9 protein-coding genes are annotated in these 12116 nt (G+C 54.7%); 4 read left to right on the forward strand and 5 right to left on the reverse strand.

All coding sequences use genetic code 11. The annotated features are described in order from the left end of the window. The first annotated feature begins 51 nt into the window (after positions 1-51). Positions 52-3345, forward strand: a complete 3294-nt coding sequence (locus FNT36_RS06250; RefSeq protein ID WP_144845421.1) for a T9SS type A sorting domain-containing protein — start codon at positions 52-54, stop codon at positions 3343-3345. Between the two features lie 84 nt (positions 3346-3429). Here FNT36_RS06250 and FNT36_RS06255 read toward each other — a convergent pair whose 3' ends face one another. From FNT36_RS06255 to FNT36_RS06265, 3 genes are all read right to left on the reverse strand, one after another. After that, positions 3430-3756: a HesB/IscA family protein gene (locus FNT36_RS06255; RefSeq protein ID WP_144845424.1), complete on the reverse strand. Its 327-nt coding sequence runs from the start codon at positions 3754-3756 to the stop codon at positions 3430-3432. Positions 3757-3946: 190 nt separating this feature from the next. Next, a complete protein-coding gene (gene iscU / locus FNT36_RS06260) occupies positions 3947-4363 on the reverse strand; it encodes a Fe-S cluster assembly scaffold IscU (RefSeq protein ID WP_144845427.1) in 417 nt (138 codons plus the stop codon). 110 nt (positions 4364-4473) lie between these two features. Then, positions 4474-5688, reverse strand: coding sequence for an IscS subfamily cysteine desulfurase (locus FNT36_RS06265; RefSeq protein WP_144845429.1), 1215 nt, complete (start codon positions 5686-5688; stop codon positions 4474-4476). A gap of 183 nt (positions 5689-5871) precedes the next feature. Between FNT36_RS06265 and mce the strand changes: the two genes are divergently transcribed. Next, positions 5872-6276, forward strand: a complete 405-nt coding sequence (mce, locus tag FNT36_RS06270; protein ID WP_144845431.1) for a methylmalonyl-CoA epimerase — start codon at positions 5872-5874, stop codon at positions 6274-6276. On the opposite strand, the gene FNT36_RS06275 is transcribed toward mce, so the two are convergent. Then, the gene (locus FNT36_RS06275) at positions 6271-7152 is read right to left on the reverse strand and encodes an alpha/beta fold hydrolase (RefSeq protein ID WP_144845433.1); all 882 of its coding nucleotides are present in this window, start codon (positions 7150-7152) and stop codon (positions 6271-6273) included. The genes mce and FNT36_RS06275 overlap by 6 nt on opposite strands. Positions 7153-7265: 113 nt before the next feature. Here FNT36_RS06275 and FNT36_RS06280 point away from each other — a divergent pair, with 113 nt between their 5' ends. Both FNT36_RS06280 and FNT36_RS06285 read left to right on the forward strand, forming a co-directional pair. Next, the gene (locus FNT36_RS06280; RefSeq protein WP_144845435.1) at positions 7266-7844 is read left to right on the forward strand and encodes an L-threonylcarbamoyladenylate synthase; all 579 of its coding nucleotides are present in this window, start codon (positions 7266-7268) and stop codon (positions 7842-7844) included. A gap of 87 nt (positions 7845-7931) precedes the next feature. Next, on the forward strand, positions 7932-9365 hold the full coding sequence (locus FNT36_RS06285) for a CCA tRNA nucleotidyltransferase (protein WP_144845437.1): 1434 nt from the start codon (positions 7932-7934) through the stop codon (positions 9363-9365). Here the strand turns inward: FNT36_RS06285 and FNT36_RS25405 are convergent. Then, positions 9362-10669, reverse strand: coding sequence for a T9SS type A sorting domain-containing protein (locus tag FNT36_RS25405; protein WP_233635712.1), 1308 nt, complete (start codon positions 10667-10669; stop codon positions 9362-9364). The two genes, FNT36_RS06285 and FNT36_RS25405, sit on opposite strands and share 4 nt — an antisense overlap. Positions 10670-12116: the final 1447 nt, after the last annotated feature.

Here is a 12116-nt window from a genome sequence, read left to right on the forward strand (position 1 = left end):
GCACTTAATCGTTTTCTTCCTCTCGCTATCGTTCTATTCTTACTTCATTCTATGCACCAAACTTTTACAGCTACTTATTTCAACGCCTCTGCTACTAAACTATTTTTCACACTATCGCTGCTGGTGCTGCCACTGCTTGGGTTAGGGCAAACATTCTCTGGCACTTACCCATTTACCAATGTCACTTCGAGCACTGGCACCACCGACCCCACGCTGGCACCATCAGCTACGGGCGTTACGTTTGGGTCATTCGCCGCGGTCGGCACGTCGGCTAACCCTAGTGCAGGCAGCCGCTTCACTTTCACCGGCTGGCCTACGGGTGCCACAGATGGCAGCGATACCTTCACGGGAGCAGTTGATGCTGGCAAGTATTACACCGTCGCGCTTACCCCGCAGGCGGGCTTTGTCCTTTCAATCAGCAACATCACTTTTACCCTACAACGAACTAGCACGGGTGTTCGCCAATATGCGGTGCGGTCGAGCGCCGATAACTACACTACGAATCTACCCGCGTCGATTTCGTCCGCAAATACAACTCTCAGTGTAGTAGCGAGCAACGTCTTTCAGGTGACCGACGCTGCCACTACGGCCCAAACAGGTAGTACCATAACCCTAGGTGGCACGGGCTACACCAACGTGAGCAGCCCCATCACATTCCGCTTCTACGGATTCAATGCCGAAGCCGCAAGCTCTGGCTCGTTTAGTATTGATGATGTCAAGATATCGGGCGTAGCCACCGCTACCAACGCCCCGACTGTCAGCAATTTCACGCCCACTTCGGGGCCAGCAGGTACCAACGTAACCATCACGGGCGCTTACTTCACCGCTAGCACTAGCGTGGCTTTCAATGGCGTAGCTGCTTCTAGCGTAGTCATTACTAATACGACGACGCTCACAGCCACCGTGCCAAGCGGCGCTAGCACCGGGCCTATCGCGGTCACCACATCGGGTGGCACAGCTACTTCGGCTGCGCCTTTTACTGTTACCGTGCCTACCGTTACCGTCAGTCCAGCTTCTTTATCTGGCTTTGCCGCGGCGGCCGGCACTGCTTCGGCGGCCCAGACGTACCAGGTCAGTGGCAATGCCCTAGATGGCAATACACTCGCTATCAATGTATCCACTACCAATTTCGAGGTGTCGCTGGATGGTCGTAGCTACGGCTCCTCGGCCAGTATTGCCCTAGGTGGCAGCACTACCTTAGCCGCCTCTACCGTCTATGTGCGACTGGCCAGCGGGGCTCCCCTAGGGTCGGCGAGCGCTACTATAGCTAATACCAATGGAGCAGTCACGACCAACCTGGCGGCGAGTGGCGTAGTTGTGACGCCATTGGTGGCCAAGCGCTGGACGGGCGCGGCGGGTACTACTTCCTGGTTCGACGCTGCCAACTGGGAAAATGGCTCAGTGCCCGCCAGCACCGACGATGTAGTACTCGACCACCGCTACGTAACCGGCAAGTACACTGTAAACCTAGGCAATAGTGCGACGGTGCCCCCTTCGGCAGTTACGGTTAGTTCCTTGCGCATTCGGCCCGCGGCGGGCGATTCTATCCTGTGCGTTATTCCGCTAACCAACACTATCTCTACCAGCGCTAATAACGCGCCGGCGCTGGCCTTATCGCGCACCGTGGCTGGCGACACGGCCCTTTACATTGCCACTAAGGGTGCGTTCATCAATGTGTCGGGCGCGGCCGCCGGCGATGTTTTCGACCCTGCCGGAACCAGCCCCACAGTCTTTTTGCTAAACGGCGGCAGCTTTTACCACCGCACCGTACGTAGCAATACCACACTGGTCGAAAACCTGTCTGGCGCGGCCGGCACCGAAACAGGCAATTTTTTCTTTCGGATACCGGGCTTCAGCACTACCATCAGTGGCTCGGCGCGCACCTACGGCAACCTGATTTTTCAGCGAGGCGGCGCCAGTTCTTATGGAACGAGTGGCGGCAACACATTCACCATCAATGGTAACCTGACCATTGAGAGCGGTGTTACTTTTTTGGTTACTATCAATGGCACTACGGTGCTAAAGGGTAACCTAGCCAACGCTGGCAACTTTCAGCTTAAGGCGGCTACTGCAACCGCGACCGGCCGCCGACTGGTGTTGCAGGGCACCGCACCTCAAGTACTAGCCGGCACTTCGCTTGGCGACCCTGCAAGTGCCACGTCATACCTAGGGCCCGATGCGCAGTTGGAAATCAACAACGCCGCGGGGGTGACCTTGCAAACACCCGTCACGCTCAGCAGTGGGCTAGCCCTTACCAGTGGCTTGCTCAGCACCACAACTAGCAATATGCTGACCATGCTGCCAACTGCTACCGTGACTGGCGGCTCGGCGAGCAGCTTTGTGAACGGGACAGTAGCACGCCTAGTACCAAGTGTAGCTAATGGTACTGGCATTTACACTTCGTATACCTTTCCCGTCGGCAAGGGCTCGTCGTACCATCCTATCGTTCTAAACGTCAATACGCAAACCAGCACGACCACTTACCGCGCCGAGCAGTTTGAGGGCGACCCCGGCCAGAACGTAACGGGCAGCGACCTTGCTCGCGTCAGCAAAGCAAATTGGTTTACTATCACTCCATTCAGCGGTGCTACTCCGACGCAACCTAGCGGCTTCAGCGGCACTATCAGTATTCCTTTTGCTTCTAGCGACGGCGTAACCGACCCAACCGCCACCACGCTGGTAGTAGCTAAACGCGCAGATGCTACCCAACCCTGGACTAATATCGGTCGCAGTGGTGCTTCGGCTAGCACACTCACCTCAGCCACTTTTACTAGCTTCTCCGAGTTTGCCCTGGCTAGCACCAGCGCCGATGCCAGCGCCAACCCGCTGCCCGTTACGCTCACTAGCTTCAATGCCACTCGCCAAGCTAACGGCACTGTGAAGATAGATTGGGCGACAGCTTCTGAACAGCGCAGTGCCTATTTTGAGATTCAGCGCAGCCTAGACGGCCGCTTGTTCACCAGTGGTGCCACTGTTCCTGCCAATGGTACTACTACGCAAGCGCACTACTATAGCCGCCTTGACAACGCGGCTCCGGCCTGTCAGCTTTACTACCGCCTGCGCCAGGTTGATACCAATAATACCGCTACCTACTCCCCTGTCGTAACGCTAGCTGGCTCGGCCTCTACACTGGACCTTTACCCTAATCCAGCTCATGACCAACTGGTAATAGCCTTAGCCGCTGGCCGCACTGTACAGCTATTTGACCTAGCTGGCTACTTAGTGCAAACTGCCACCCTACCTGCTTCGGGCCAACTCAGCGTGAGTTCGCTACCAGCTGGCACCTACTTGCTACGCATAGTATTACCGGAGCAAACGCGTACGCTACGCTTTACGAAGCAGTAAGGTCTTTAGTAATTGTCTATTAAGCAAAGAAGCCCTAGGTACAGTGTACCTAGGGCTTCTTTGCTTAATAGACAATTGTATCAATTACACCGAGAAGCTCTCGCCGCAACCACACGAACGCGAAGCATTCGGGTTATGGAACTGAAAGCCTTTGCCATTTAGGCCGTCCGAAAAGTCTAGTTCGGTGCCGGCTAGGTACAGGAAGCTTTTCATATCTACCACTACCCGCACGCCTTTGTCTTCAAATTCCTGGTCCATAGGACGGGTTTCGTTGTCAAAATCTAGCTTGTAGCTTAGACCCGAGCAGCCGCCACCGGCCACCGACGCTCGCAGGCGGTAGCTAGCATCGAGCTGTGAATCATGCATCAGATGCTCAATTTTATCTTTGGCTTTATCCGAAACGGTTATCATATAGCTAGTTGGCAGGTGCTCGTAGAAGAATAGTCGCCGAACGCTGTAGGTGTAGCGAGCGGCATTGTTATAACAAAGATACTGCTAAGAAGGATTCTAAATAAATGAAAAAAGTAAGCTCCCACGGCCAATGTGACCGTGAGAGCTTACTAAAATTCTGGGTGACCTAGCGCATAGCGCTACAAGCAACCTAGTGGTGCGACTTCTCTAGCTCGAGAGCCGGTAGGCCGTTCTTTACGCGGTAGTCGTTGATGGCCATTTTGATGGCATCTTCGGCCAGTACCGAGCAGTGGATTTTTACGGGCGGCAGGGCCAGTTCTTCCACAATCTCCATGTTGTCGATGGCCAGGGCCTCGTCAACCGTCTTGCCTTTCAGCCACTCCGTAGCTAGCGACGACGACGCGATGGCCGAGCCGCAGCCGAAGGTCTTGAACTTGGCATCGGTGATGGTGTTCGTGGTCTCATCCACCTCGATTTGCAGGCGCATTACGTCGCCGCACTCGGGGGCACCAACCAGGCCGGTGCCTACCGTCTTCTTGCTTTTGTCCAGCGTGCCCACGTTGCGCGGGTTGCTGTAATGGTCGATTACCTTATCGGAGTAAGCCATGGTATGTTGGAAATTTAAAAATTAAAAAGCATGAATTAAAAATTGAGTGGTTGAGGATGGATATAGCAGCCATCCTCAACTTTTTTAGTTCTCAATTTTTAATCGAAGGCCTAGTGCTCGGCCCACTCGATGGTGCTAAGGTCAACGCCTTCTTTGTGCATTTCCCACAGCGGCGACATCTCGCGGAGCTTGGTCACAGCCTCTTTTACGTGGTTGATGGCGTATGCGATTTGCTCGTCGGTAGTAAAGCGACTCAAGCCGAAGCGCAGGCTGCTGTGAGCCAAGTCGTCGCTCAGGCCCAGGGCCTTGAGTACGTAGCTAGGCTCAAGCGAAGCCGAGGTGCAGGCCGAGCCCGACGATACAGCCAGGTCTTTCACGCCCATCATCAGGCCTTCGCCTTCCACGTACTTGAAGCTGATGTTCGTCACGTGGGGCAAGCGGTACTCGCGCGAGCCGTTTACGTAGCTCTCTTCGAGGGTCAGCAGCTCAGCTTCGAGCTGGTCGCGCAGCTTGCTAAGGCGCTCGGCATCGGCGGCCATTTCAAGGCGAGCCAATTCACAAGCTTTGCCGAAACCTACGATACCGGGCACGTTGAGAGTACCCGAACGCATGCCGCGCTCGTGTCCACCACCATCCATTTGGGCGGTAACTTTCACCCGCGGGTTTTTGCGACGCACATAAAGTGCACCTACGCCCTTAGGACCATACATTTTGTGAGCTGTGAAGGCCATCAGGTCGATGCCATCGGCCAGTACATCCACCGGAATCTTACCCACAGCTTGGGTGCCATCGGTCATAAATAGCGCGCCGTGCTTGTGAGCGATGGCGGCAATTTCACGGATGGGCTGCACCGTGCCGGTTTCGTTGTTGCCGTACATGATGGTCACCAGAATGGTCTGGGGCGTCATGGCAGCTTCCAGTTCGTCGAGGCTAATGAGACCTTGCTCGTTTACGGGCAGATAGGTCACCTTGCCACCAAGCTTCTCGATGTGCTTACAAGTATCAAGCACTGCTTTGTGCTCGGTAGTAGCGGTGATGATATGGTTGCCGCGCTGGCTATACATTTCAAACACCCCTTTGATACCCAAGTTATCACCTTCGGTAGCACCGCTAGTGAAGATAATCTCCTTGGGGTCACAGTTGATGAGCTGACTGATTTGCGTGCGAGCGTAGTCCACGCCTTCTTCGGCGGCCCAGCCGAAGGGGTGGTTACGCGAAGCAGCATTACCGAACACGTCGGTGAGGTAGGGCATCATGGCCTCCAGCACGCGCGGGTCGAGCGGCGTGGTGGCGTTGTTGTCCAGATAGATAGGTAGCTTAAGCATGGCGCTGGGCTGGATTTATCGAGTAAAAGCTAAAGTTAGGTGTAGGCTGCTTCTGAAACAGAATTTTGGCCTAAACAGTTTTTTTAGCTCACAAAAATAGCTGAATAATACTCAACTGCGGTCGGGCTTGGCGCTGCTCTATAGCGCATCGCCCTACATTCGCGTTTTGCTCGTTTGCCTGCCATGCTCACCAATCTTGAACACCTAGGCCTCGCCGTGCGCGACCTTGCCGCCGCTACTGACCTCTACACCCGCCTACTAGGCCAGCCGCCTTACAAAACTGAGCACGTAGCTAGCGAGGCCGTTGACACGGTATTCTTCCAAGTGGGCGGCTCCAAAATCGAGCTATTGGCGGGTACCAGCCCCGATAGCGCCATCACCAAGTTCTTGGAGAAGAAGCCCGAGGGCATTCACCACGTCGCGTTCGAGGTCGATGATATTGTGGCCGAAATGGCTCGGCTGCGCACTGAAGGCTTTACACTACTCAATGAACAGCCTAAGCGCGGTGCCGACAATAAGCTCGTGTGTTTTGTGCACCCCAAAAGCGCGGGCGGCGTACTGGTCGAGCTGTGCCAGAGCATATCATAAGTTGCTCAGCACCGCATCGACTACGGCGCTAGGTGCCTCGCGGGGCACGTAGTGGCCCACGCCTGCCAGCACGCGCCGTTCATACGGGCCGCTGAAATACTGCTCCTTATTTTCAGAAGAAGTTACCAAGCTGGCCCCATCCAACTCGCCATGCAGGAGTATAGTAGGCACATTGATTTTGGGCTGCGGCTCCAGCTGCTTTTCTAGCGCCTCATAGCGTGGGTCGGGTGGCGCGGCTCCCCAGCGAAAGCAGTAGGAATGCAGCACGATGTCGACCCAGTCGGGATTGTCCCAAGAGGCAGCCGTGCGCTCGAACGTGGCGTCGTCGAACTGCATGGTCGGCGACCACGCGTGCCAGATGTAGCGGCAAAACTCACGACGATTGTTCTTCAACGCCTCGTGCCCGCGCTCTGAGTGGAAAAACCACTGGTACCAATAGGCATGAATCTGCTCAACCGGAATCTTTTCGCCGGGCTTGATGCCAGTTTCGTAGCCCACCGACGCAACTACCAGCTTCTCGACACGCTCGGGCCAGAGGGCAGCCACAAGGTAGCCAGCGCGGGCGCCCCAGTCGTGGCCCACCACCGTCACTTTTTCGATACCTAGGTGGTCGAGCAGGTCGATAGCATCCTGGGCAAGCGCGGTCGTCTGGCCACTACGTGGCGTATCAGCATCAAGAAAGACTGAGTTGCCGCAGCCCCGCATAGAGGGCGCAATAGTTTGGTAGCCAGCCGCCACTAGCTGAGTCGATACGTCATTCCAAGTATGGAAATCGTCTGGGAAGCCGTGCAGCAACAACGCTACTGGGGCTTGGGCAGGGCCACGCTGCTCATAGGCGAGGCGCAATACGTCGGTTTCAATGAGGTGAGAGGGCATGAGGCGGCGCAATATTTGTAGCTGCACCGTGAACGATGCGCGGGCGGCGTGGTTGCCGCTTATAGCTGGCCTTGTGCCGCCGCACCGTTTTTGTGCTCATCCTGCTCTTTACTATGTCCACTAGTTTTTTCCGCCAAGAAGTCGATTCTGCCGTTGACATTTTGCTCGCGCAGCAGATTATTCTATACCCTACCGATACCGTGTGGGGCCTGGGCTGCGATGCCGAAGTGCCGCGCGCCGTCGAGAAGCTATACCAGCTAAAAGGCCGACCCGAGGGTAAGCCCAGCATTGTGCTGGTGGCCGACCTAGAAATGCTGACCCGCTATGCCAGCAAAGTGCCCGCCGAGCTAGAAGCCGCCATCAATGCCCAAACTCGCCCTACCACCTACCTACTGCCCGCTAGCCGAGCTGTAGCGCCGGGCCTTGTAGCACCCGATGGCACTGTGGGCCTGCGCATTGCACAAGATGAATTTTGCCACAAAGTGGTGCGCCGCCTGGGCCATGGCCTAGTTTCGACTTCGGCCAACAAAAGCGGCGAGCCCACGCCGGCCATTTTTGCCGAGGTTTCGCCAGCCATCGTACGCGGGGTCGACTACGTGGTGAATTGGCGCCAAGACGATACCACCCGCGTGGCCCCCTCGCGGGTGGTGCGCCTAGGGGCCGGCGGCACCCTCGAAGTGGTGCGCGAGTGAGTAGCGCGGGCTTTCAGTCCGCGAGTTCGATGCGTAATAACGCGCGGACTGAAAGCTCGCACTACAACCGGGCGTAATTTTGCGCCCATGACCACGCCCACGCTGCCCGACCTCCCCATTTTTCGCACTATTGCCGACGCGGCCCACGAGCTTGGCCAGCCGGCCTACGTCATCGGCGGCTATGTGCGCGACTTGGTCTTAAAACGAGGCAGCAAAGACATTGATGTCGTGACAGTAGGCGATGGCATTAAGCTGGCGCAGGCCGTAGGCAAAAGGTTGCCGGGCCGCGGCCGCGTCTCAGTATTTAAAAACTTCGGCACGGCTATGCTGCCTACCGAGGAAGCGGGCGAAATTGAGTTTGTGGGCGCCCGCAAGGAGAGCTACCGCTCCGATAGCCGCAAGCCCGAGGTCGAAGCCGGCACGCTCGAAGACGACTTGGCCCGCCGCGACTTCACTATCAACGCCCTAGGTCTCAGCCTCAATGCCGAGGACTTCGGCGCGCTCGTGGACCGCTACGATGGCATGAAGGACCTGGCCGCCAAGACCATCCGCACGCCCCTAGGTCCCGATATCACGTTCTCCGACGACCCGCTGCGCATGATGCGGGCCATCCGCTTTGCCTCGCAACTCAACTTTGACATCGAGCCCGATACCTACGATGCCATTGCCCGCAATAAAGAGCGTATTAAAATTGTGTCGCAGGAGCGCATCACGATAGAGCTCAATAAAATTGTGGAGTCGCCAGTGCCCAGCTACGGCTTCAAGCTGCTGTTTCAAACAGGCTTGTTGCAGCTTATTTTTCCAAAAATGGCGCAGCTGTATGGCGTGGAAAAAGTTGGCCAGCATGCCCATAAGGATAACTTCTACCACACCCTGCAGGTACTCGACAACGTGGCGGCGGCTGGCGGCGACCTGTGGCTGCGTTGGGCGGCCATCTTGCACGACATTGCTAAGCCGGCCAGCAAGCGCCTCGACCCCAAAATCGGCTGGACCTTCCATGGCCACGAAGACAAAGGTGCCCGCTGGGTGCCGGGCATCTTCACCGACCTCAAACTGCCCCTAGGGGAGGAAATGCGTATGGTGCAGAAGCTGGTGCGCCTACACTTGCGCCCTATTGCGCTGAGCAAGGAAATCGTGACTGACTCGGCCGTGCGCCGTTTGCTCTTCGAAGCCGGCGACGACATCGACCACCTCATGCTGCTCTGCCGAGCCGACATCACCAGCAAAGACCACCAGCGCAAAGCGCGCTACCTGCGAAACTTCGACATTGTGGAGGAGAAGCTACGCGAAATCGAAGCTAAGGACCACCTCCGCAACTTTAAGCCCGTTATCACTGGCGAGGTCATCATGGAAACCTTTGGTCTTAAGCCCTCGCGCCAAGTGGGTGAGCTAAAAGAAGCGGTGCTTGAAGCTATTCTGGAGGGCGAGGTGCCCAACGAGTGGGAGCCCGCCTACCAACTGCTGCTGGCGCGAGGTGAATCCTTAGGGCTAACAGCAGTAGCGAGGCTACCCCAACACTAGGGCGTAAGCAACAATTTAGCGCTCTGCGCTCCGTTCCGCACCAGATACAAGCCTGGCGCTAGGCCAGCCGTTAGTATCTCGGCCGTACCATCCTCTTTGGTGGGCACTATAGCCAGCAACTGACCACGGGTATTCAGCAACTGAACGGTCTTGTCTGTGGCACCAGCTACCAGTACGATGGTGGCAGCTGCGGCTGGGCTAGGATAAACCTGTAGCTGTGCTGTAGCCGGGCCATCATTGCGCAGTGTGCATACTGGTGAATACGTGCCTTGGTTATTCGTATCCACTTGGTGCAGACGGTAATACACTAATTGCGCTGGGTAGAGATTCAGCTTAGCATCTGTGTATTGATAAGCATGAGCCTGCGCGCTAGTGCCCTGGCCTGATACCTGGGCAAGCGGAGTGAAGACGCGCCCATCGAGACTGAACTCGATAGTAAAATAAGCGTTGTTTTGCTCCGAGGCCGTACCCCAGCGTAGCAACGCCCCAGCCTGGGTCCGCTGCGCTGTGAAGCCTGTAAGCACCACTGGCAAAGGCCCCTCACTTATCTCAAAAGCGCCGACGCTGCTAGCCGTAGGGGCAGTTGGAAGCGGAGTATTAGCAAAGTCATGCGTGCCAGGGTCAACCTTAAATTCTGCCCACAGATTGATACCCGCCTGACGAAGCGGAGAACTGTACAAGGGGGCTTGGGCAAGGTTAGCGTTGGGCAGTTGGGGGTCATTGCTGATGCCCGTCAAGCGGCCATCAGACATCCGCTCTTGGCCGGTAGCGGCGCGAAAGGCAGCTAGGTCGTAATAGGCAGCACCGTTCCAGTTGATATAGAACGCTTGGTCGCTATTCCAGTAGCTATTTCCTTGTAAACTAAGGTTAACAGAGCAAATAGTACTAAATGCGGGCACACCGCCACTAGTTTTAAACACGTTATTACGAAAGCTCAGGTTAGTATAGTCGCAGCTCATCACTTTCACTGCCTTGGCTTGCGAGTTATCAGTAGCCGTGCCTAGCCGCACAGTATTGTTGTAGAAAGCTGCATTCACAATGCCACCGCTAGCACCCGATGACCACACCTCTAGGGCACCCTGGCTATTGCGGCGGGCATCGTTGTCACTCACATTGTAGCGCACTATCAGGTCATGCATTGCATAAGCTCCATAGTACTGCGAAAGCAAAAAACCGGGGCCACTATTATCGTGTGAGTAGTTGTACTGCATCACCGAGTTAGTGCAGCCCCCATCTAAGTCGAAACCCCCACCGTCGAACTGCGAGCCCGACTCATTGTGGTGCGCCTCAGAATATTGAATCACAAGGTTATTGCAGCTGTAGCCCCAGATACCCGCCGGTCCGCCTGAGTAATTGCCATTAAGTGCACCATTGTGGTGCGCCAGGCAATGTTCAATCAGAGCACCATCAACGCCCGCTAGCACAATGCCGCTGCCAGTACTATGATTTCCCACCTCCGAACGGCCCGTAATATTATATGCTTGGCAGTTAGTCAAGTACCAATTATGGTGCGCCTTTAAAGCCTGCGAGCTAGAGGAAATACCACCTTCTCCAATGTCATGCGTCTTGCAGTAATTGAGACGCACATCAGAGTAGCCACTAGCGTTATTGTAGCTAAATATATTTATGCCCGAGTAAAGGTAGCCACTGACATCTAGACTGTCAAGGCGCAGATAGTTCAGGTTAGTATTAGGCGCATCCAGGTAAAATGTAACGCCTGATTCAACATTGGTAAGCTGCCCAGCACCCATAAATGTTAATCGTCGTAGCTCGATGCCAGCGCTATTGTAGCTGTAAAAGCCCGCTGAAGTGCCGCTGCTGATAGTAGCCTGCCCCACTCCGTATGAGCTTACTATTATGGGCTGGGCGGTAGTACCGGCACCTTGCAGCCAAATACTACCGCTGAACGTCTGGCCAGCCTCAAACAGAACACGGTCGCCAGGTTGAAAAGTCTGACTGTTCACCTTCCCAATAGTGCGCCAAGCTGTAGCCGCACTTGTACCCGGTTGCGTATCATCGCCAGTGGCACTGATAAAATATTTTGTTGCATTAGCCGAGCTATAGCAACTCATCAACGACATTAAAACAAAAAGTATTTTTTTAAACATATTTGCACAAAAGAAAGGTGGGAAGGGAAGGATAAAGGCAAATATACCAATTACTTATAATAATTATCTTATCAATTTAAAGGCATTGTCCAAACGGGTTAGGCCGGAAAGGATATAACCTATTTTTGCAATAAATGGCAAACCTGGAAGCTTCTTTGAAACAGCCAAAAGGCTACTTTGCTTCTATATAGTAGGTATCCAACTTATCGTGGTAGCCCACTTACCGGATAGCTCTCAAAAGAGTAATAGTTGCCCCTTTTCTCAGGCGTCTTAGGGCCAGCGTTCACCGCAATACTTAGGTGCGCTACGCCACTATATTCACCTTATTTGATGCCTGGTGAATGACTTAGAAATTTATTCTGAGTTCGTTAGCCGCCTTGTCTTAGACATTAAGCGTCACAGTATTCCATGAGAAACCCGTTATAGGCAATTACCTATAAATCAATTAATTATTCATTAAGAAACATGCTTCAGCTAAGAGCCAGCGTATGTTGCTTACTGCCCTGCAAACGCAGTTCTTACGCTGACTACGCTAAGGCTTAACACTGTTTTTTCCCACTTACAAAGAGAACTAGGAGCTTGGCGTGCGCTGTGAAACCGGCGCTCTTTCTTATAATATTCACTTAATAACTTATTGCCTACT

The sequence above is a fragment of the Hymenobacter setariae genome, assembly GCF_007713685.1.
GTDB lineage: Bacteria > Bacteroidota > Bacteroidia > Cytophagales > Hymenobacteraceae > Hymenobacter > Hymenobacter setariae.

Excerpts from the sequence above, each read along its gene's own strand:
- mce (WP_144845431.1), top strand. The coding sequence starts at position 5,872 with ATGCTCACCAATCTTGAACACCTAGGCCTCGCCGTGCGCGACCTTGCC.
- FNT36_RS06265 (WP_144845429.1), bottom strand. The coding sequence starts at position 5,688 with ATGCTTAAGCTACCTATCTATCTGGACAACAACGCCACCACGCCGCTC.
- FNT36_RS06250 (WP_144845421.1), top strand. The coding sequence starts at position 52 with ATGCACCAAACTTTTACAGCTACTTATTTCAACGCCTCTGCTACTAAA.
- FNT36_RS06255 (WP_144845424.1), bottom strand. The coding sequence starts at position 3,756 with ATGATAACCGTTTCGGATAAAGCCAAAGATAAAATTGAGCATCTGATG.
- iscU (WP_144845427.1), bottom strand. The coding sequence starts at position 4,363 with ATGGCTTACTCCGATAAGGTAATCGACCATTACAGCAACCCGCGCAAC.
- FNT36_RS06280 (WP_144845435.1), top strand. The coding sequence starts at position 7,266 with ATGTCCACTAGTTTTTTCCGCCAAGAAGTCGATTCTGCCGTTGACATT.
- FNT36_RS06275 (WP_144845433.1), bottom strand. The coding sequence starts at position 7,152 with ATGCCCTCTCACCTCATTGAAACCGACGTATTGCGCCTCGCCTATGAG.
- FNT36_RS06285 (WP_144845437.1), top strand. The coding sequence starts at position 7,932 with ATGACCACGCCCACGCTGCCCGACCTCCCCATTTTTCGCACTATTGCC.